The organism is Amycolatopsis alkalitolerans, from assembly GCF_006152065.1.
GTDB classification, from domain to species: domain Bacteria; phylum Actinomycetota; class Actinomycetes; order Mycobacteriales; family Pseudonocardiaceae; genus Amycolatopsis_E; species Amycolatopsis_E alkalitolerans.
The window spans coordinates 137,549-157,652 of record NZ_VDFW01000010.1; the positions used below are offsets into that span (position 1 = coordinate 137,549).

A 20,104-nucleotide genomic window follows, 5' to 3' on the forward strand; every position below is an offset into this window, starting at 1 on the left:
CCTTCCCGTGCTCAGCACGGTAGGAGTGCCACGAACCGGTCAGCTCCCCCTGCGGGTGGAACGGGCGGGGGAACCGCGTGGCCGCCGCCAGCCCCGTCCGGCGATCAGGTGCGTCACGAGCAGCTCGACGGTCGCCGGGGCCCGCCGGTGGGTCACCGCGTGCCACGGGCGGCGCAGCGGCGTGCCCGGCAACCGCACCGTCACCAGGTCGCCCGCGGCGAGCCGATGCGCCACCGCCTCACGTGACACCAGCGTGACGCCGAGCCCGGCGACGGCGCCGGCGACGACCGCGCCGTTGGATCCGAGCGTCAGCCGCGGTGGGTCGAGTTCCAGCCCGCCGAGCAGCGCCTCACACGTCGAGCGCGTACCGGAGCCGGTCTCGCGCATCAACCACGTGGTGACGCCGGGCTCGAACGCCGCCGCGACGGAAGGCGCCGCGACCGGCACGAGATCGTTCCGGCGTACGGCCCGGATCACGACGTCGGCGGTACGCTGCGGGGGCCGCCCGGCGATCACGAGATCGGTCTCGTGGCGGTCCAGCAAGGCCCACACGTGCTCGCTCGTGCCCACGTCCAGCCGCAGCAGGACGTCCGGGTACTCGGCGCGGAAGCCGGCCAGCGCCGCCGGCAGCAGATGGTCGGCCGCGGTCGTCACCGCGGCGAGCCGGATTCGCCCGCGGGCCGGGTCCGGGTCACCACGGGCCGCGGACAGCGCCTCGTCGTGGAGCCCGAGAATCGCGCGGGCGTAACCGGCGAAGGTCTCTCCGGACGGCGTGAGCCGCAGACCGCGCCCGTTCCGCTCGACCAGCGGCACGCCCACATCGTTGCTGAGCGCGCCGATCGCCGCGGACACGGCGGACTCGGTCAGCACGAGGCGGGCCGCCGCCGCCCGCACCGATCCGGTGTCGGCCACCGCGACGAAGGCCCGCAGCCTCGCTGTGGTCGTCATCCACTCGTCTTACCCGTCACCGGCCCGCCGGGCCAGTAGTTACTGCTCAAAAGGTGACTTGCGTGGCGGTGCGGGCAGCGGCGCCGGTTGACGGCCCACCGCACGCGGCTCCGCCGCTTATCCAAGCCAACTCAGTGGAACGAGTCGCCGCAGGCGCAGGAACCCGACGCGTTCGGGTTGTCGATCGTGAACCCCTGCTGCTCGATCGTGTCGACGAAATCGATGACCGCGCCCGCCAGGTACGGGGCGCTCATCCGGTCCACCGCGATGCGCAGCCCGTCGAATTCGCGCACGAGGTCGTCCTCGAGGCTCCGATCGTCGAAGAAGAGCTGGTATCGCAGACCGGCGCAGCCGCCCGGCTGTACCGCGATGCGGAGCCGCAGGTCGCCGCCCTCTTCCTGGGCGAGCAGGGCCTTGGCCTTCCCGGCCGCGGCCTCGGTCACCGTGAGGTCGTGGGTCTGCTGTTCGAGTGTCATGCCACTCCTTTCCCGGCCAGCGCCGGGTCCGAGGCGAGACGGCGTCGCACCGTCTCCATGTCCACGGTGCGCACCTTCGCGATCAGCTCCTCCAGCAGCGGCCCGGCCGTCGCGCCTTCGCGCGCGTACAGCACGATCCCGTCGCGGACGATCATCAAGGCCGGCACGGCCGCGATTCCGAACGCACGGCCGAGTCCGGGTTCCGCCGTCACGTCGACGGTACCGAACCTCAGCTCGGGATACCGTTCCGAAGCACGGGCGAACTCGGCGGTGACCGGCTCGCAGGAATCGCCGAACTCGATGAAGAGGATGTCCGCACTCGTCCCGAAAGCCGCGAAGCCCTCGGTCGTCACCGTCACCGGCGCCATGCATACCTCCTCGTATACCGTGCCGGGTATGGTACCGCCGATAGGGCCGGTTGCACACCCCCCCACCGTGGAACCGTTCCCGGGGCCGCCGGGGGAAGGCCGGCGGCCCCGGGAACGCGACCGTCAGCCCCCTCCCGGATGAACCTTCGACATCGGTGTCGCCGTCACCCAGCCCCACGAGTTGCCGAGGTACATCGTGCCGCCGACGATGACCGGATTCACGATGCCGTAACGGCCGCCGGCGTCGAACCGCGACAGCACCCGCCCGCTGGCGGGATCAACCGCGAACACGTACGCACCGGCCGCCTGGTACAGCACACCGTGATAGAAGACCGGCCCACCGCGGTTCTGGATGTGATACTCCTTCCCCTTCCAGGTGTAGGTACCCAGATCCGTACGCCACAGCACGCGACCGCTCGTCTCGTCGAGCGCCGTCAGGAACCCGGTGGCGGGGTTGCCCACGTAGACCACGCCGTCGCGCACCATGCTGATCGCCGCCTTGTAGGCGAGCGGGCTCGGCCCGCGGCCCAGCTTGGTCTCCCAGGTCACCTTCCCGCTGCTCGCATCGACCCCGAACAGCGCGAGGTCGGAGGTCTTCGTGGCCTGGTCGAAGTCCACCACGGAATCCTGGAAGACGAGCCCGCGCTGCGAATCGACGGTAGGCGTGTTGTCGCCCATGCCGGTGTTGTACACGCCCGGCACGGTGGCCTTCCACGCCACCTTCCCGGTCTCGGCATCGAACGCGTAGAGGTAGTTCGGCGCGCTGAAGCCCGCCACCACGAGGTCGCGGCCGGTCCGTGGATCGTGCCAGTAGTTGGCCGACGACATGCTGTCGAAGCCGCCCACCTGGGTCACCCACGCCGGCTTGCCGGTTTTCGCGTCCAGCGCGTACATGTGGCCGTCGCCGTTTCCGAAGTAGATACGGCCTTTGAGATACACCACGGACGGCATGTCCTCGCCGACCGTGGAGAAATGCCAGACCTCCTTGCCGGTCCGCTCATCCAGCGCCGACACCGCGCCGTAGCCCATGCCGCGGTTCACCTGCCCGCCGGCCGCGTACCGCTGAACGTTGCTGAACGAGAACCCCGTGTCGCCGACGCCGACGAAGACCAGGCCGTCGGCGACGACCGGATTCCCCATCGCCTCGCTCATCAGCTCGGTCTCCCAGAGCTTCTTGCCGGTCTTCGCGTCCAGCGCGTACGCCCGGTTCCAGTCCGACTCCGCGAAGATCTTCCCGTCGACCGCGGTCACCCCGACGGCATTGCCGATCATCTGGGTCGTCTTCACCGAAGCGGCGAGGTAACCGAGCACGTTCTCATCCTGGGGCCCACCGTCGAGTGGCAAGCCCATCGCCTCACGGAACTGCCATGACACACCGTCGCGGACCCAGGGCTGGGCGTCGCCGGGCACGTCGAACACGGCGTTGTGCTCGGGGTTGCCGCCGTAGACCGTCCAGGTAGCCGGGAACTGGCTCCCCGGCGGGCTACCCGCGTCCTGGCGGCCACACGCCGCCGTCACCATCATCAGCGCCACCGAAACGGCCGCGAGCGTCTTACTTGCACGCACGGCACCGCCTCCTTTCGTCGGGACGTACGAAGGCTGGAGCCGTGCGTGCCTATTTACCATGGTGCGAGACCCGCGAACTGGTTGGACTTCACGTAGACGGCGGCGTCTATTGAACCTAGACGGCCCACGCTTCACACTAGGCAGGCGTTTCGCGACGACGGAGTTGCGGCGCAGACCGCGAGGCGATCATGACCGTCCACAGTGATCCGGCGACCGACACCTCGGGTATGGAGCGGATGCTCTGCTGGCTGCGGTACGCGGTGGCCGCATTGGCCGTCGCGACGGCGGCGATCCTCGGCGCGGGCCGTCTGTCGGGTACCGTCGAGCTGGCGCTCGCCGCGGTGGCCCTCAACGGATACGTCCACTTCGCGCTGCGAAGGCCGCGCTCCGCGGCCGAGCTGCGCAGTCTCGGCCGCCGGGTACTCGTCGCGGACACCGTGCTGACCGTGGCGGACTACGCCGCGTTCGTCGGCGACGCGCAGGCGATTCCGGCCGCTTTCGTGCCGCTGCTGGTGGTGGAGCTGGCCGCACGGTTCCGCAGACCCGGTATGGTCGCCGGCCTGATCCTGTTCGTGCTCGCGATCGGGGTCCGCCTGGTGCACCAGGTCTGGCTCATCCCGGACGGCGCGGTGCGCCTGCCACTGCTGCTGGTCTGGATCATGCTCGCCGCGTTCCTGCTCGCCCTGTGCCGGGAACTGACCGTGCGGGAGCGGTTGCTGCGCGCCGCCGAGACGGAACGCGAACGGATCGCCGCGACCTTCCGCGGGGTCGTCGGCGAGGTGCTCAGCCGGTGCGGGGTGCCTCCGGAAGCGGCGTCGAGCACCGACGTCCTGGACGCGGTGCGGCGCATCTGCGAGGAACGCTCCAACGAGTACGAGTCGCTGGCCGCGGGCATCGCCGACCAGCTCGTGCCCGCCGCCCGCGAGTTCGGCCTGACCCGGCGGGAACGGGAGATCATCGGCCTGCTCGCGATGGGCTACTCCTACGAGCGGATCGCCCGCGCCCTGTTCGTGAGCGGTAGCACCGTGCGCAACCACGTCCACCACGTACGGCGCAAGCTGGGGCTGTCCTCACGAGAGGAGGTGGTCGCTTTCGCGCGCCGGCAAGGACTCGCCCCCTCCCACGGCTGAAACCGCCGCCGCGTGGCCGCGGCGGCCCGGTGCCCGCGGGACCGTGCCAGGGCCCGCGTCCCAGAGTTCACACACACCGAGCCGCCGGACCGTTTCCACCGTGTCGGCCCAGCGAACGGGGAGCATGAGCGCCTTCGCGAGCAGTTCCCGCAGATCCGCCGGATCGTCGTGCTGCTCCGCGTCCACGCACGAGACGACCCTGGTCCGGCACGGCGAGAACGTGGCCGCCCGCAACGCCGCCCGCCACCCGGGCAGAGCACCGATCATGAGCGGGGAATGGAAAGCCCCGCCGATGGGCAGCTCGACCGCGCGCGCGGCGGTGTCCGCCACCCGCGCGACCGCCAGCGCCACCGAGGCACGGTCGCCGGACAGCACGACCTGCCGCTGCCCGTTCACGGCGGCGATCTCAAGCACACCGGGCCGCTCTGCGACCACCTGCCGGCGCAGCCACTCCACCGCCACCGGTTCGAGCCCGACCACGGCGGCCATCGCACCCGGACGCTTCCGCTGCACGGCCTGGCAAAGCCGCCCGCGCGCCAAGGCGAGCCGGAGCCCGTCCTCCGCGCCGACAACACCGGCGTAGGCGAGCGCCGCCAGCTCGCCGAGACTGTGGCCGGCAACGAGGGGAACCTCGGCGGCCGGGCCGAAGCGAGCCTCCGCCGCGGCCAGCCCGGCGACGTAGATCGCCGGTTGCACGACGCGCGTGTCGGTCAGGTCGAGCGCCTCCAGCGTGGGCGCCCGCAGCGCATCGAGCAACGCCGGGACGAGGGGATGCGCCCCGTGCCGCCGCAGGCTCTCCAGCACGACCTCCGGCCGGACCCCCTGCCCCGCGAACGCGACACCGGGCAAACTCGTGGCGCGCACGGTCAATCACCTGCCGCGCCGGCGAACAGCGCGGTGCCCAGGGACAGCCCGCCGTCGGCGACCAGCACCTGCCCGGTGACCCAGCTCGCGGCCGGCGACGCCAGGAACAGCACGACTTCGGCGAGCTCGCTTTCGGTGCCGAACCTGCCCAGCGGGGTCGCGTCGAGCATCGCCTTCCTCGCCTCGGTCGCGGGTGCGAACAGGCGGAGCGCTTCCCCGTCCAGCGGCCCCGCCGACGCCGTGTTGACCCGGATACCACGCGGCCCGTACTCCGCGGCGAGATAGCGCGTCAGCGCCTCGATCGCGGCTTTGGTGGTGCCGACCGCGGCGTAGTTGGCCGGCGCGAGCCTCGCCCCCAGCGAAGACAGGTTCACGATCGCGCCGCCGCGGGGCATCAGGTCCGCCGCGCTCCGGGAACACCACAACGTCCCTTTGAGATTGATGTCCACCGCGCGCCCCCAGTCCTTCTCCGCGAGCTCGCCGATCGGCCGGAACGCGCCGGAAGCCGCGTTGTTCACCAGGATGTCCACGCGGCCGTGCCGCTCGCCGACACCGTCGAACAGGCGCGTGACCCAGTCGTGCCTGCCGATACTGCAGCGAACCAGTTCCGCGGACTGGCCGCGGCCGGTCAACTCGCGCAAGGTCCGCTGCGCGGCGCTGTCCGCGCGCAAGTAATTGATGACGACGTGCGCGCCGCGCGCCGCAAGCCTGTCGACCACCGCCCTGCCGACGCCGTGGGCGCCTCCGGTCACGACCGCGATCTTCCCGGTCAGGTCCTGTTCCATGGGCCTCCGCCGCTCCGGTCGGCCGCCTTGCCGCGGCACTGCCAGAGACCTACTATATGCTTATATAATTATATCCAGACGTATCGTCATTGCGGTGCCTGACATCGTCATTGCGGTGCCTGACAAGGGAGTCAGATGTCAACGAGCCGGCCGGTGATCACACGGGAAAGCATCCTCGACGCGCTTCGCGGCGTCGACGACCCGGAACTCCATCGATCCGTCGTCGACCTCGGCATGGTGCGTGAGATCAAGATCGACGGCACCGAGGTGACCGTCCACCTGGCACTGACGATCGCGGGCTGCCCGCTGCGCGAATACTTCCACCGCGTGGTGCCGGAGCGGGTCCGCGCCGAGTGCCCGGAGGTCACCGCCGTACAGGTGGAACTGAGCGCGATGACCGACGAAGAGCGCACGGAGGCCGTGGGCGGCGTACGGGTCACGGTGCCGCGCGTCGGCGAGAGCGGGTCGCGCACCCGGATCATCGCCGTCGGCAGCGGCAAGGGCGGTGTCGGAAAGTCCACCGTGGCGGTGAACCTCGCCGCCGCCCTCGCCGCGGAGGGGCACCGGGTCGGCCTGCTCGACGCCGATATCTGGGGCTTTTCCGTACCCCACATGCTCGGCGCGACCGGGCGCCCCACGATCGTCGGCGATCTCATCATGCCGCTGGACGCGCACGGGCTCGCCGTGCTGTCGATCGGCAACTTCCTTCCCGAGGAGGGCCCGGTGGTCTGGCGCGGTCCCATGCTGCACAAGGCGCTCGAGCAGATGCTCGGCGACGTGCACTGGGACGACCGGGATTACCTGGTGATCGACATGCCGCCGGGCACCGGTGATGTCTCGATCTCGCTGTCACAGTTCCTGCCCAACGCGGATTTCCTGCTCGTGACGACCCCGCACGAGAGCGCCGAACGGGTCGCGCTGCGCGCCGCCCGCATGATGACCAAGGTCGGCCTGCGGTTGACCGGGGTCGTGGAGAACATGGCCAGCTTCGTCTGCGACGACTGCGGCCGGGAACACGAACTCTTCGGGACCGGCGCCGGGACACGGCTCGCGGAACTGCTTGATGTTCCCCTGCTGGCGCGGATCCCGCTCGAGCCGGCGTGCACCACCACCGGAACGCCCACGGTGCTCGCCCATCCGGAAGCCGCCGCCTCGCTGCGATTCGGGGAACTGGCCAAGACAATCGCCGCGAAGCCGTCCCTGCTGCACCGCCCGCTACCGCTGTTCACCTGAGTTCAGGATCAGGAAGATCTGGCCTCCCTCCCGTGTCACGGTGAAGACCGGCACTTCCGCATCGGCGGGCCCGCGGACCCGCTCGCCGGTGCGGACGTCGAACTGGCTGCCGTGCCGCGGGCAGGTGAGGACCGTGCCCTCGAGCTCTCCTGTGGACAGTTCGGCACCCGCATGCGGGCAGCGGTCGGACACCGCGCACAGCCGCCCTTCCACCTGATACACCGCCACCGGCCCGACCGGGGTCTCCGGGATCCGGCACACCAGGCCCAGCCGGCCCGCGGCGTCGGCCGCGTCGAGCAGCGGGAACCGCCGGTCGGCCGTCCCGGCCGCCAACCGTGCCGCCAGCTGTGCCGCGAGCGCGCCGCGGTTCACCACGACATCGCAGCCCGCCCGCTGGGCGGTACGCCACAGCTTCGGGTCCGGCACGGCCGAGTAGGCGAGGACGACCGTCCCCGGCCACCGCTCGCGCCACTCCCGCACCATTTCGACGGCACCGGGGCCGTCGAGCTCCACGACAGCCGCGGCCGGCTCACCATCCACTTCGGACGGTGAGCCGACCGCGAACCCGTGCCGCGTGGCGACAACGCGGACACGCTTGGCGACCATCGCGTCACGACCGTGCAGGACGATCGTGGCTGTTGATCGCGTCATCTCAGATGAACAATGTGATGTCGGCCTTCGCTGCCATATCGATGAAGCTGGCCGCACCGAGCGAAGGCTGCAGACCGTCGACGAAGTCCTCCGCCTTCAGCCCGTAGAGATCCATAGTCATCTGGCACGGATGCATCCGCACACCGACGGCGGTCGCCATCTCGAACAGCTCCGTCGGGCTCGCCACCTTGTACTGCTTGGCGAGCTTCTTGATCATCGCGGTGCCCGCGCCGCCGAAGTGGATCTTGCCGAGCTTCAGGTGGTCGGTACCACCCCGGTCGACCAGCGATTCGGCCTTCTGCATCAAGTTCGTTCCGGTCACCCGCTTGTCATTGCGTTGCAGGACCCGCAGGCCCCAGAAGGTGAAGAAGATGTCCACCTCCAATCCCGATGCGGCTGCCGTGCTGGCCAGGATCAGGGTGGGCCACACCCGATCCAGGTCGCTGCTCCAGCACACCATCGCGAGCCGCTTGGCTCGCTCCTCAACCTCAACCCCGTCCTCGGCCATGACACACCTTTCAGTTCTGTTAACCAACCTCCCGGTCCCGGGTCGTGGTAACGGCTCGTACCGGACGTCTTCCTACAAGTGCGCGATCAGCCAGGTGACGCCCTGAACCAACCGGAAAACCAGGTATCCGGCGAACACCAGCGCCACCACCAGCCACCATGGCGACACCCGGCGCCGGCTGCGCCCGGTCCCTTCGGGAACACCACTCATCGCGCAACACCTCTCATTCGGCACACCGGTAACAGTGAATGTCGTGCTCTGCCATGAACTCGCGGTAGGCCTCCATCGCGGCGTGCCCGTCGACGAGGTGCTCGCGCTCCTCGGCGAACCGCTCCGGGCGCACCCGCGCGATCCAGCCCGCGCCGTAGGGATCCCGGTTGGCCACCGCGATGTCCTCGGCGAACGCCTTTTCGTTCGACGCCACCAGTTCCCCGGTCAACGGCGTGGGAAAAGGCCCCACCCACTTCGCGCTCTCGATGGTCGCCACGGACTTCCCGCGCGCGAACGCCTTTCCCACGCGCCGCCAGGTGATCTGCACCATCCGCCCGCCCATCGTCTGCGCGATGTCGGTCATGCCGAGCACCACCACGTCACCCTCCGGGCGCACCCATACGTTCATCCCGACGTCGTAGAGAAGGTCATCCGGGACGACGCATCCGCGCCACACGACATCCGTCACCGCACTCACCCGTCACACGAGATGCCCTCGGCGTCCAGGAACTGGTGGTACGCCTCGATTCCGGCCGCGCCCGTGACGAGGTCCGCGGAGTCCGCGGCCCAGTCGGCGGGGCGCAACTTCGCCACCCATCCGGCACCGTAGGGATCGGAGTTGATCAGAGCGGGCGAGGTGGTCAGGGTGTCGTTGACCTCGACGATCTCGCCGGACACCGGAGCCGGTACGGGCCCGACCCACTTCCCGCTCTCCACCGTCGCGACGTTGCGCCCCTTGCGAACCTCCTTGCCCGCCTTCTTCAGCGTGACCGAGATGATCGTCTTCGCGAGGTTCTGCGCGACGTCGGTCATGCCGATGGTGACCAGGTCGCCTTCCTGGCGAACCCACACGTGCCGTTCCACGAGGTAGTGCAGATCCTCGGGAAGGTTGCAGTTCTTGACCATCGCCACCGTTTCAAGCTCCTGTCTGCTGTTCGGTGTGTTCGGCCACCAGGTGGTGGACCAGCATGTCCAGGGCGACCATCCGGATCTCGCCGCCGAACTCGTCGAGGAACCGCGGGTCGCGGGTGCCCTTGCGAAGCCGGTGCTCGTAGCTTTCGCCGCAGACCGGGCAGGTCACCTCGTAGAACTGGGTCCCGTTCATTTCCTTGGTGCGCACCGCGTCCGGGTGCTCGCCGGCGAGATGCGCGTGCAGGGCGCGTGGCGCCCCCTCGAACGCGCACCACGGGCAGTTCATGGCGCCACCACCCCGGCCGCGGCCCACGCCATCAGCTCCACCAGCTCGACGATCCCGTGCCCGGCCTCGGTCAGCCGCACCTGATCCCCGTCGAGCTCCCGGCTCACCAGTCCGACCTGCACGAGATCGTTCACCTGCTCCCAGGCCACGATGCGCGGGCTGGACAGCTCGGCCGCGAGCTCCGCGGTCGTGGTCGTTTCCGCGGCGAGCCGGGCGAGTATGCGCCAGCCGACCGGATCGCACGCGGTGCGCAGCGCGCGCACCACGAACGCCAGCGCCGCGTCGGCGACGGCCGAATCGTCGGGCGCGGTGGACTCGGCCTGGCCCGGCCGGAACGCGAAACCGTCGTAGCGCTCCAGCGCGGTCCGGAGCGCGGCCAACCGGACGCCGAGCCCTTTCCCGGTCAGCTCCGGGTCGAATCCGCTCACGTCGCCACCACCTCCAGCACGCCGGGCTCCGCGGGTCGGCGGAGCGCCTCGCGGACCAGCAGCGTGATGTCCCGCACCGCCATCCGGTCCTCGTTCCCGGTGGTCTTGACGGCGTCGGAGTACATCGTCACGTCCTTCGGGCAGGCCACGACGAAGTGATCGACGCCGAGCTCCATCGCCTCGCGGATCCGGTTCTCGCTGGGACGTTCGGCGAGGAAGCTGTCATCCATCCAGATGCGGCCACCGCCGGCCCCGCAGCAGAACGTGTTCGCGCCGTTGCGCGGCATCTCGACCAGCTCGCAGCCCAGTGCCCGCAGCAACCGCCGCGGCGCCTCGACCACGCCGTTGTAGCGGGCCAGGTAGCACGGATCGTGGTAGGTCACCCGGTAGCCGAGCGGCTCCACCTTGATGGTGCCGTTCTCCACGAGATCGGCCAGCAGTTCCGTGTAGTGCCACACGGTGTGCTTCGCGCCCCGCGCCGGGTACTCGTTGCGCAACGTGTTGAGCGAATGCGGGTCCGTCGTGAAGATCTCGTCGAACTGTGCCTGTTCCAGCGCGGAGATGTTGTGCTCGGCGAGCAGTTCGAACAGGCCTTCCTCACCGACCCGGCGCACGTCGTTGCCCGCGTTGCGCTCACCGTCGTACAACAGCCCGAAGTCGACTCCCGCGCCGTGCAGGATCTCCGCGAGCGCCTGGGAATTCCCCTGCAGCCGGTCGTCGAAGCTGGCGAAGTCGCCGACGAACCACAGGTAGCGAACGGGTTCCTTGCGCGCGTCGGGGATCTTGAAGTCCAGCCCCTTCGTCCACCTCGCCCGCATCCGGGCGGACTTGCCGAACGAGTTGCCCTGTGTGGACAGGTTCTTCAGCGCCTGCTGCAACGTCGGGTCCATGTCACCCTCGTCGACCAGGCCGCGCCGCAGCTGCACGATGGTCGGCACATGCTCGATCCCGACCGGGCACACCTCGACACAGTGCATGCACGTGGTGCACGACCAGAGCGTGCGCGTCGAGACGACCCCACCGGCGACCTTCCCGTCGTCGCCGGAGGAGAGCGGGCCCGAGCCGTCGGTGCGGGTCTCGCGGTCGAGCACGGTCACTCCACCGGCCTGGGTGTCCGCCCACTGACGCAGATCGAGGATCAGGTCGCGGGGCGAAAGCGGGGCTCCCGCGGTCCGTGCCGGGCACACCTCGTGGCAGCGCCCGCATTTGGTGCACGCGTCGAGATCCAGCAGTTCCTTCCAGGTGAAGTCGGCGAGCTCGCGGTAGCCGGCGTGCTCGGCGTCAGCCGGCGGCGCCGGCAGCTGCCGTGCCGTCGACCGGTCGTGCACCAGCAGGTTCGCCGCGTCCAGCAGCATGTGCATCGCCTTGGAGAACGGGATGTAGACGACGAAGCCCAGCGCGAGCACCGCATGCACCCACCACTGCACCAGGTGCGCCCCGTCCCCGCCCGCGGGCGACATGCCCAGCGCGGAAAACAACCGTGCCAGCACCCAGCCGACCGGCGACCAGACCTCGAACGACGGGAACCGTTCACCGACGATCCGGAAGGCCTCCAGCAGGTAGCCGCTGACCAGGATCGCGCCGAGCAGGCCGAGGAAGAGCCAGTCACCGGCCACGATCCGCTTGCGGGAATAGCCGCCTTCGGGTTGTTCGGCGCGCTGGTAATCCAGCTTGCGCGGCCGCATGAACCCGCGCCGCACCGCCATGTACGCCAGGCCGAGCACCGCGGTCAGCCCCATCGTGTCCAGGATGACCGAATACACGATGTAGAAGACGCCGTGGAAGAAGCTCAGCTCATGCCCCGAGATCAGGCTCGAGGCCTTGCGCAGGATGTCGTAGTCGATGGTGAGGATCACGGTGCCGATGAACAGGGTGATGAAACCCCAGAAGATGAAGAAGTGCGCGATCCCGGCCGCGCGGTCGCGGCGGCCCACCGAGGTGTTCGCCGCGACCGCACCGACCGACCAGTTGTCGCCCCGGCGCCGCACGCCCTGCGCCGGGCTGGTGAACAGCGCCTTCCACAGTGTCGCCATCCTGGCGGCCGGACGCCCTCGCCGGTACTTGCGCACCCTGCGGTAGAAGCCCCAGAAGAACAGCACGATGGTGGCGGTCGCGAGCACGTAGAACGCGGCCTCCCCCACCGTGCCGATGCCCTGGAAGACCGGGCGGGTCTCGTCCTGGCCCGCCAGTGCGTCCGAGAGAACCACGAATCACTCCTTGATCTTGTCCACCAGCGTGGGCACCAGGTCGAACAGATCCTCGGTCGTGCCGTAGTGCGCGACTTCGAAGATCGGGGCGTTCTCGTCGGTGTTGCACGCGATGATCAGCTCGGCGTCGCGCATACCCTCCAGGTGCTCGGGCGCACCGGAGATGCCGAACGCGAGGTAGGCCTTCGGCTTGACCTTCAACCCGGACTTGCCCACCTGCCGCGTCTTGGGCAGCCAGCCGGAGTCGATGATCGGCCGGGACGCCGACAGCGGCACGCCCAGCGTGTCCGCCAGTTCCTGCACCAGCTCGAGGTTGTCCTGCGAGTCGATGCCACGCCCGACCGAGACGAGCAGGTCGGCGTCGGTGATGTTGACGTCCCCGCCCTCGGGCTCGATGACCCGCGCCAGGTTCGTCTGCAGCGTCTCCAGCGCCTCCGGCGCCGCCGCGCTGACCACCTCGTGGTGGTGCGAGGCCTCCTGCCCGTGCGCCGCGGGGAAGGCACCGGCGAGCACGGTACAGACGGCGCGCTCGGCGGTGAGCTCCACCTCGGCCATGATCTTGCCGCCCATCACCTGGCAGGTGGCCACCAGCGAGTCGCCGTGGGCCCACAGGCCGCCCACGTAGGCGGCCAGCGGGGCGTCCCACAGCACCGACAGCGCCGCGCCGAGGTCCAGCCCGACCGTCGCGTTGGACAGCAGGACCAGCCGCGGGGACCGCTCGGCGAGCACGCTCCGCAGTGCGGTCTCGTAGCCCTCGCACGTGTAGTCGGCCAGTGCCGGGTGGTCGATCGACACGACGGTGTCGGCGCCGTCCAGCCAGGAGGCCAGCTCCGCGGGGCCGAACAGCGCCACCTCCGCCTTGCCGCCCCAGGCCGCCGCGAGCTCCTTCGCCTTGCCGAGCAGTTCGTAGGTGCTCTCGGAGATCTGCCCGCCGACGTGTTCGGCGAGGACCAGAACGTCGTTACTCATGATCTTTCCTCACGCCTTCACGATGCCGCGCTCACGCAGCAGTTCGATGATCTTGCCGGCCACTTCTTCGGTGTCCCCGGAGAACATCTCGGCGTGACCGGTCGCCTCCGGCCGGTACATCCGCCGCACCGTCAGGCCCGAGGCTTCCGCCCCGGCGTCGACCGTGGCCTCCTGCAGGCCACCCGCCTGCATGGCCTGCCGGATGCGGGTGATGGGCGCATACCGCGGCGTCTCCCGCGAAGCCTGCAGGCCGATCACCGCGGGCGTCGGCAGCTGCAGCTCGTGCGAACGGCCACCCGAGAACTCCTGGCGCACCACCAGGTTCCCGTCCTGCACGGTCACGCCGACCACGACCGAAACGTGCCGCTGGCCCAGCCGCGCGGCGAGCATCGGGGCCAGCTGCCCATCGAGGTCGTCGGGGGCCTGCACGCCGGTGATCACCAGATCCGCCGGCTCCTGCGCGAGGTAGGCGGCGAACGCCGCCGCCCGCGCGTGCGTGTCCAGCCCGCCACCGGTGAGCTTGACCGCCCCGTCCGCGCCCTTCGCGATGGCGGTGTACAGCGCCTGCTCCATGTCCGGGTCGTCGGCCAGTCCGACGGCGACGACCTCGGCGCCGGTGGCGTCCTTGACGAGCAGGGCCTCCTCCAGCGCCTGGTCGTCCCACTCGTTGAGCACGAACTTCAGGTACTCGCGGTCGATGCCGGTCTCGTCGGGAGTCAGCTCGATCTCCTCGACAAGGTCCGGAACCGCTTTCATGGCAACGACAATGCGCACGTTCTCACCTTCCTTACTGCAGGACTTCGTCCAGCCGCAGCTGCTGGCGGATCTCGGCCAGGTCATCTGCGGTCGGGACGAAGGGATAGTCACGGAACGGCTCGCTCGGCCGGTACGAGCCATACGGCCTGGTGCATCCGGGCTCGCCGTTCTCACCGGGGCAGCCGTTGGTCACGAAGGGTACCCCGGTGTCCACAACGGACTCGAGCAGGCGCTCGCCGCCGCCGATGTGCAGCAGGTTCCCGTCCTCGCCGAACCGGAAGTCCGCCAGCCCGTAGCCCTCGGTCTCGATCAGGTGCTTGGCCAGCTGCACCCGCCGCCACCGCTGGATCGGCGATTTGGGATGGTCTGCCATCCGGGAGTCCGGCTCCGGGTTGAAGCAGAACAGGTAGGGGAAGATCTCCCGCTCGTTCAGCTGCACGAAGAGCCGGATCAGGTCCTCGTCGGCCTCGCCGAGCCCGACCAGCGTGTGCACGTTGACCTTCCACGGGCCGAAGATCTCCCGGGCGTCGGTGACGACCTCCCAGTACTTCTCCCATTTCAGCCCGCCGGCCGGCACGTTCGTGCGCAGGTTGCGGAACAGGTCCTCGGTCACCGCGTCGAGCCCGATGCCGATCATGTCCACGCCGAGGGCCTTGAAGCGTTCCAGGCGCTCCCGGTTCAGCGTCGGCGGCGCCACCAGGATCGACAGCGGGGTCCGCACGCGGGCCGCGATGCGCTCGGTGATGTCGCAGGTGTCGGTGTAGGCGTGCCCGTGCGTCACCATCGAGATGCACAGCCGGGTCAGCTTTTCTTCGTGCTCGGCCATTCTTTCGACGAGTTCGTCGGTGCGCACGAGCGGCCATTCGACCCGGATGAACGACTTGTCGTTGTAGTCGCCGGGGCGCGTGCGGGCCAGGCCGCAGTAGCCGCAGTCCGAACGGCAGCCTTCGTCGTAGTTCAGCAGCAGGTTGATACCGCCGAAGTCGAACTCACGGGAAAACCGCCCGGACCGGAACCGCAACGCGATCGCGCTCGCCATCGAGATGCGGACCCACTCTGGACTGATCTGCCGATCGCCGGCCGGAGCCGGCGACGGGAGAACGGGAAGCTGACGGCCTGCCAACTCGGCCCCTTTCAACTCTGCTCGGGGAAATAACAGGAACCAGCGGACCGCACCGGCGCGGCGGCGGCCAGCGTGCCGGCCTGGCGCCCCGCGGTCAGGACCGTCTGGACGAGCCGGTCCGCGCCGACGCCCAGCGCGCGGTCCGCGCCTGAGGCCGACACGATCCCGTTGACCACGACGGGATCGAGCCGCCGCCACCGCAGATCCGCCTCCAGCCGCCCCAGCGCGGGCGGCATGATCGCGAAATCTCCGACCACCACGGCACTCTTGACGAGATCGCCGTGTGTGGACAGGTAGATCCGAACCAGACCCTCGGGCGTCTTGAGCAGCGCCGAACCGCTCCCGTCCGGGATGGCGCCCTGCTCGGACAGCCACGAGGTCGCGCGGTACCGGTCACGGGCGAGCCCGGCTGCGCTCGCGACCTCCGCGTCCCCGGGAGTGCCTGGCTCCAGCTCGACGCCGAAAGCCTTGGCGAACCCGAGCGCCACGTGGTCGCGGATGGCGGCGCCGTCGACCTCGCGGCCGGTTTCCCGGGTCACGGTGGTCACCCGTTCCTCCACGGCGGCGGCCGCCTTGTCCGCGAGCTTGGCCGCGGGGATGCGCAGCACCTCGAGCATGAACCCGACGTCGAGACCGGCGAGCACGCTGGCGTGGAAGAGCATCCCGCCGCGCTCGTCGATGTAGAGGCCGAGCCCGGCGATCTTGCGACCACCCACTTCGAGGTCGTTCTTGCCGCGGAACGTCGCGGTGATGCCGAGTTCGGCGAGCCCGGCGGAGACGGCGGCCGAGCACTCCTCGATGATCTCGCGCGGGCGCTTGCCCACCGGGGCGCGATCGATCATGGCCACCCCGAGCTGTCCGGCGCCCATGATGATCGCGCCACCGCCGGTCGGGCGGCGGCTCACCTCGGTCCCCGTGCGCTCGCACGCGCCGAGATCGACTTCCGCGGCGAGGTTCTGGTAGCGGCCGACCAGGGCGCAGTGGTTGCGGTAGGTGTAGAGCCGCAGCGTCGGCGGGCGCGCATCCGCGTCACGGGCGTAACCGGCCATCAGCGCCTCGTCGAGCGCGAGCCCTTCGGCCGCACCGGCACCGTCGTCGGTGAGCAGCCGCCAGTGGGCGCGCATCACGCCACCTCCACCGTCTGGTACGCGATGTCCGAGTCGCCGGTCCACGTCAGCGAGCAGCAGTACTCGAACAGCCGGGTCTCAAGCCCCCGAGAACGCGCGTACGCGATCGCCCCGTCCGCCGGGTACGCAATGCCGTTGAGCCCGAGATCGATCGCCGCCTGGTCCAGGTCGGTCTTCATCTGGCCGAGCGGCCGCGCGCACCCCAGGTTCACCGTCGTCGTGGGCGCGGCGAGCCGGGTCGCGCGGAAGAACTCGGTGACGTCCTCGACCGGTGGCGGCGGCAGATGCGCCATCGGCGTGCCCACCAGCGGCACCAGCACCACGAGGATGATCGTGGACACCGGATGGCGGGTGATGATGTCCAGCGCCCGGTATTCGCCGAGGAACCGGCCGTAGTGCAGGCCCAGCACGATATGCGGGATGATGCGCAGCCCTCGTTCGGACAGCAGCCCGAGCGCCCGGTCGAAGTCGGCGACGGTGAGGTCGAGGTGGTAGACGTCGCGGATCGTCTCGTCGGCGCCGATGATGTCGAGCATCACGCCGTCCACGCCGGCGTCGGCCAGCCCGGCGGCCAGCTCCGGCGACACCACTCCCGAGTGGACGATCACCTTCATCCCGAGCTCCTCGCGGATGCGCCGGACGTGCCGCAAGTGCGGCAGCAGCGGCACGCCGCCGGTGCGGGTGGAGCCGCCGGACACCAGCAGGCCCTCACTGCCCTGGGCGCGCAGCCGCTGCGCCAGCGCGAAGAGGTCCTCGTCCGCCTTCACCGACACCATGCCGTGCAACACCTTGGTCTGGCAGTGGTCACAGCTGAGCGCGCAGGCCGACCCGGTGACCGAGACCGGCAGGAACCGGCGCGGGTTCTCGGGTGTCCACTCCGAGGTCTCCCAGCGCTTCAGGCCGGGGGCGAAGAAGTCCATCACGTTGCCGAAGTGCGCCTGCCGCACGTCGAAGGGCGTCGCCGTGTCCATCGTCATTCGGCGATCACGCCCTTCAGCCGGTACTCGTCCACCTTCCGCGCGAACCACGCTTCGATCTCTTCGGGGATCGTCAGCAGGGACGACAGTTCGTCGGTGCCGTCATAGGCCAGTTCCAGCAACCAGCCCGCGCCGAACGGGTCCTCCTCGACCAGGCCGGGATCGGCGAGCACGGCCGGGTTGGCGCCGAGCGCGGTGCCCGAGACCGGGCTGATCAGCGGACCGACGAACTTCGCGGCCTCCAGCTGCCCGAACGCCCGGCCGCGGACCAGCGGCGTTCCGCTGTCCACAACGGACAGCTGGGCGAGCGTGCCGCTCGTCTCCACGCCCAGCGGATCGAGACCGATGCGCAGTTCACCCAGCCCCGTCGATTTCGCCCAGACATGGGTGTCCGGGTCGTACATCCGGTCCAGTGCTACCTGGTAGCCGCGGACCTCGACCAGCGCGCTCGCGCCGCCGATGTGCGTGTTCGTCATGAAAGCGTCCCCTTCGTCGCGCCGACCCAGACACCGGCCCTGATCTTGATCCCGCCGGGTGGTCTCGCCGCCCGCTCGCCGGGTCCGGCCATCCAGGCCTCACTGGTGAACCGCGCGTCGAGTTCGGTCAGCGCCGCCTCCTCGTCGCCGGTAAGCTCGCCCGCCTGCGGCGTCAGGCCGAGCGCCGCCGCATACGCCTCGACGGCGGCGTCGCGGAACGCGACGGGATCCGCCGGCGTCGCCGCCACGTACCGCCGCATCTGGCGGAGCACCTCCGCGCGGGTTTCCTCGTCCGGAACCCGCAACACCGCCGTGGCGCGCTCGTGATCGAACCGCTCGATCAGGTTGCCGCACAACACGACCGCGTCCTCGATCTGCCCCGCGCCGTGCCCGCAGATCTTGCGGTCACCGACGCTGATCTCGAGGTTGCCGTCCAGTTCCGCCGGCACCCCGACCGCCCGGAACGCCGTGACCGCCGGCGCCAGCAGGTCACGGACGGCGGTGGCCCGCGCGGGCGAAACCCCGCCCACCGGCAGGCAGATCTGAAAAAACAGCTGATCGGCGTCGAGGTACACCGGACCGCCGCCGACCATCCGGCGGTAGACCGGCAACCCCTGTGCCGCGCAGTACTTCTCATCCACCTCGTCCAGCCGCCGGTGGTAGCCCAGGCAGACGTAGGGCTCGGCGGGCCGCGCGAACGACAGGGTGGGCGGAGCGCCGCCGGACACGCCGTAGGCGACGGCGTGCCACAGCGTCTGCGACCGCAGCGCGGAGACGCGGCCGAAGTCGATCACCCGGAGCTGGCTACCCGGCATGGTCCATCGCTTCGTCGATGAGCTCGATGATGTCGCGCACCTTCAGGTGCCCGTTGCCCGTCGACTTCGCCGCGTCCTCGAACCGGGAGACCTCGTACGGGCAGCACACCACGAGCGTGTCGGCACCGGTCTCGGCGGCCTCGCGGACACGCCGCTCGGACAGGCGCTCGCTCGTGTGGTCCCGGGTGAACCCGTCCAGCCACATCCCGCCGCCACCGCCGCCGCAGCAGTACCCGTTCTCCCGGCAGCGCCCCATCTCCCGCAGTTCGATGCCGGGAATCGCGTTGATGAGCTTGCGCGGCGCGTCGTACTCGCCGTTGTGCCGGCCGAGGTAGCACGGATCGTGGAAGGTCACCTTGTAGGGCAGCTCCTTCGCCCAGGTGATCTTGTCCACCAGCGGCGAGAGCAGCTGGGTGTAGTGCAGCGCGTCGAAGGTGTGGCCGCGCTTGGGGTATTCCTTGACCAGCGCGTTGAACCCGTGCGGGTCGGGGGTGGCGATCCGGGCGAAATCATACTTGGCCAAGGTCGCCGTGACGTCCTCGACGAGCGCGTCGAACAGCCCCTTCTCGCCGGCCAGGCGCTGCGAGTCGCCGAGGGTCTTCTCCTCGGGCCCGAGGATCGCCCAGTCGATTCCGAGCGCGTGGGCGACCCGGGCGAACGCCCGCGCCGCCTCCTGGCCGCGCGGATGGTAGCTCCAGTAGTCCTCCACGTAGAACAGGACGTCCACCGGACCCGGCTCCTTCGAGAGGATCCGCACCGGCACCCCGGCGTCCCGTGTCCACTGTGCGCGGCGGCGCGGGTTCTCACCGAGCGCGTTGCCGTAGCGGAACGTCTTCTCGAACACGTCCTGCAGCTCGCCCGGCACGTTGCCGTCGGCGAGCGCCGCTTCCCTGGCGGCCGGCATGATCTGGATCATGTCGACCTCCTTCGGGCAGACCCGCAGGCAGTTCCCGCAGCTCGTGCACATCCACAGGTCGGGATCGGTCAGCAGATCCACCCCGGTTTGGACCTTCCGGTGGAGCTTCCGCGGGCCGTACTCACCGACCAGGTCCACGGGGCAGACCGGAATGCACTTGCCGCAGCCGTAACACCATTCGAGAGACTCGGCACCGGGCAGCTCGGCGAGCTTCGCGAAGCCGTCCGGGCTGTGTTCGGTGAGCACGCGCGGCTCGAACATTCGATTCCACATCGCCGGCAGCTCGACCTCACGGCCGGAGATCGTCGAGGCGACGGTGGCTTGTTCCTTCTCGATGGCACGGGGCGGAACCTTGCGCCCGGAGATGGGCATG

General features: G+C 69.8%; 24 protein-coding genes. 2 read left to right on the forward strand and 22 right to left on the reverse strand.

Features of this window, described 5'->3' with window-relative positions:
• Positions 1–39: 39 nt before the first annotated feature.
• From FG385_RS14305 to FG385_RS14320, 4 genes are all read right to left on the reverse strand, one after another.
• Positions 40–948 (reverse strand): LysR family transcriptional regulator, encoded by a 909-nt coding sequence (locus FG385_RS14305; protein ID WP_139097195.1) that lies wholly within the window; start codon positions 946–948, stop codon positions 40–42.
• 131 nt (positions 949–1,079) lie between these two features.
• Positions 1,080–1,424 carry a HesB/IscA family protein gene (locus FG385_RS14310; RefSeq protein WP_139097196.1) on the reverse strand — a complete coding sequence of 115 codons (345 nt, stop codon included), beginning with the start codon at positions 1,422–1,424 and terminating at the stop codon, positions 1,080–1,082.
• Entirely contained in the window at positions 1,421–1,792 is a 372-nt protein-coding gene (locus FG385_RS14315; RefSeq protein ID WP_139097197.1) for a thioredoxin family protein, read from the reverse strand. Before FG385_RS14315 ends, FG385_RS14310 begins: the two co-directional genes overlap by 4 nt.
• Positions 1,793–1,915: 123 nt before the next feature.
• Positions 1,916–3,358, reverse strand: a complete 1,443-nt coding sequence (locus tag FG385_RS14320; RefSeq protein ID WP_160148795.1) for an outer membrane protein assembly factor BamB family protein — start codon at positions 3,356–3,358, stop codon at positions 1,916–1,918.
• Between the two features lie 188 nt (positions 3,359–3,546).
• Between FG385_RS14320 and FG385_RS14325 the strand changes: the two genes are divergently transcribed.
• Positions 3,547–4,488: a helix-turn-helix transcriptional regulator gene (locus tag FG385_RS14325; RefSeq protein ID WP_139097199.1), complete on the forward strand. Its 942-nt coding sequence runs from the start codon at positions 3,547–3,549 to the stop codon at positions 4,486–4,488.
• Here the strand turns inward: FG385_RS14325 and FG385_RS14330 are convergent.
• A complete protein-coding gene (locus FG385_RS14330; protein ID WP_160148796.1) occupies positions 4,429–5,352 on the reverse strand; it encodes an ACP S-malonyltransferase in 924 nt (307 codons plus the stop codon). The genes FG385_RS14325 and FG385_RS14330 overlap by 60 nt on opposite strands.
• Positions 5,353–5,354: 2 nt before the next feature.
• Positions 5,355–6,137 carry an SDR family oxidoreductase gene (locus FG385_RS14335; protein WP_139097201.1) on the reverse strand — a complete coding sequence of 261 codons (783 nt, stop codon included), beginning with the start codon at positions 6,135–6,137 and terminating at the stop codon, positions 5,355–5,357.
• 153 nt (positions 6,138–6,290) lie between these two features.
• On the opposite strand from FG385_RS14335, the gene FG385_RS14340 reads away from it, so the two are divergent.
• The gene (locus FG385_RS14340; RefSeq protein ID WP_200834450.1) at positions 6,291–7,370 is read left to right on the forward strand and encodes an Mrp/NBP35 family ATP-binding protein; all 1,080 of its coding nucleotides are present in this window, start codon (positions 6,291–6,293) and stop codon (positions 7,368–7,370) included.
• On the opposite strand, the gene FG385_RS14345 is transcribed toward FG385_RS14340, so the two are convergent.
• The 16 genes from FG385_RS14345 to FG385_RS14415 form a co-directional block, all read right to left on the reverse strand.
• Positions 7,353–8,021 (reverse strand): Rieske (2Fe-2S) protein, encoded by a 669-nt coding sequence (locus tag FG385_RS14345; protein WP_139097202.1) that lies wholly within the window; start codon positions 8,019–8,021, stop codon positions 7,353–7,355. The genes FG385_RS14340 and FG385_RS14345 overlap by 18 nt on opposite strands.
• A gap of 1 nt (position 8,022) precedes the next feature.
• Positions 8,023–8,529 carry a DsrE/DsrF/DrsH-like family protein gene (locus FG385_RS14350; protein WP_139097203.1) on the reverse strand — a complete coding sequence of 169 codons (507 nt, stop codon included), beginning with the start codon at positions 8,527–8,529 and terminating at the stop codon, positions 8,023–8,025.
• Between the two features lie 72 nt (positions 8,530–8,601).
• Entirely contained in the window at positions 8,602–8,739 is a 138-nt protein-coding gene (locus tag FG385_RS33920; RefSeq protein ID WP_160148798.1) for a hypothetical protein, read from the reverse strand.
• A gap of 13 nt (positions 8,740–8,752) precedes the next feature.
• Complete coding sequence (locus tag FG385_RS14355; protein ID WP_235022567.1) at positions 8,753–9,208, reverse strand: glycine cleavage system protein H; 456 nt, start codon at positions 9,206–9,208, stop codon at positions 8,753–8,755.
• Positions 9,209–9,213: 5 nt separating this feature from the next.
• Positions 9,214–9,645 carry a glycine cleavage system protein GcvH gene (gene gcvH / locus FG385_RS14360; protein WP_235022576.1) on the reverse strand — a complete coding sequence of 144 codons (432 nt, stop codon included), beginning with the start codon at positions 9,643–9,645 and terminating at the stop codon, positions 9,214–9,216.
• A 10-nt stretch (positions 9,646–9,655) separates the two neighbouring features.
• Positions 9,656–9,937: a hypothetical protein gene (locus tag FG385_RS14365; protein ID WP_139097206.1), complete on the reverse strand. Its 282-nt coding sequence runs from the start codon at positions 9,935–9,937 to the stop codon at positions 9,656–9,658.
• Positions 9,934–10,365 (reverse strand): helix-turn-helix domain-containing protein, encoded by a 432-nt coding sequence (locus FG385_RS14370; RefSeq protein ID WP_139097207.1) that lies wholly within the window; start codon positions 10,363–10,365, stop codon positions 9,934–9,936. The genes FG385_RS14365 and FG385_RS14370 overlap by 4 nt, the downstream gene beginning before the upstream one ends.
• Positions 10,362–12,572 carry a heterodisulfide reductase-related iron-sulfur binding cluster gene (locus tag FG385_RS14375; RefSeq protein ID WP_139097208.1) on the reverse strand — a complete coding sequence of 737 codons (2,211 nt, stop codon included), beginning with the start codon at positions 12,570–12,572 and terminating at the stop codon, positions 10,362–10,364. Before FG385_RS14375 ends, FG385_RS14370 begins: the two co-directional genes overlap by 4 nt.
• A gap of 3 nt (positions 12,573–12,575) precedes the next feature.
• Positions 12,576–13,541, reverse strand: coding sequence for an electron transfer flavoprotein subunit alpha/FixB family protein (locus FG385_RS14380; protein WP_139097209.1), 966 nt, complete (start codon positions 13,539–13,541; stop codon positions 12,576–12,578).
• Between the two features lie 9 nt (positions 13,542–13,550).
• Positions 13,551–14,297, reverse strand: coding sequence for an electron transfer flavoprotein subunit beta/FixA family protein (locus FG385_RS14385; protein WP_235022568.1), 747 nt, complete (start codon positions 14,295–14,297; stop codon positions 13,551–13,553).
• A gap of 31 nt (positions 14,298–14,328) precedes the next feature.
• Positions 14,329–15,336: a radical SAM protein gene (locus tag FG385_RS14390; RefSeq protein ID WP_235022569.1), complete on the reverse strand. Its 1,008-nt coding sequence runs from the start codon at positions 15,334–15,336 to the stop codon at positions 14,329–14,331.
• Between the two features lie 95 nt (positions 15,337–15,431).
• On the reverse strand, positions 15,432–16,544 hold the full coding sequence (locus tag FG385_RS14395) for a lipoate--protein ligase family protein (protein WP_139097212.1): 1,113 nt from the start codon (positions 16,542–16,544) through the stop codon (positions 15,432–15,434).
• Positions 16,544–17,524 (reverse strand): radical SAM protein, encoded by a 981-nt coding sequence (locus FG385_RS14400; RefSeq protein WP_139097213.1) that lies wholly within the window; start codon positions 17,522–17,524, stop codon positions 16,544–16,546. Before FG385_RS14400 ends, FG385_RS14395 begins: the two co-directional genes overlap by 1 nt.
• Complete coding sequence (locus tag FG385_RS14405; RefSeq protein ID WP_139097214.1) at positions 17,521–18,000, reverse strand: glycine cleavage system protein H; 480 nt, start codon at positions 17,998–18,000, stop codon at positions 17,521–17,523. The genes FG385_RS14400 and FG385_RS14405 overlap by 4 nt, the downstream gene beginning before the upstream one ends.
• The gene (locus FG385_RS14410; protein ID WP_139097215.1) at positions 17,997–18,815 is read right to left on the reverse strand and encodes a lipoate--protein ligase family protein; all 819 of its coding nucleotides are present in this window, start codon (positions 18,813–18,815) and stop codon (positions 17,997–17,999) included. Before FG385_RS14410 ends, FG385_RS14405 begins: the two co-directional genes overlap by 4 nt.
• Positions 18,805–20,103 (reverse strand): (Fe-S)-binding protein, encoded by a 1,299-nt coding sequence (locus tag FG385_RS14415; RefSeq protein WP_139097216.1) that lies wholly within the window; start codon positions 20,101–20,103, stop codon positions 18,805–18,807. Before FG385_RS14415 ends, FG385_RS14410 begins: the two co-directional genes overlap by 11 nt.
• Position 20,104: the final 1 nt, after the last annotated feature.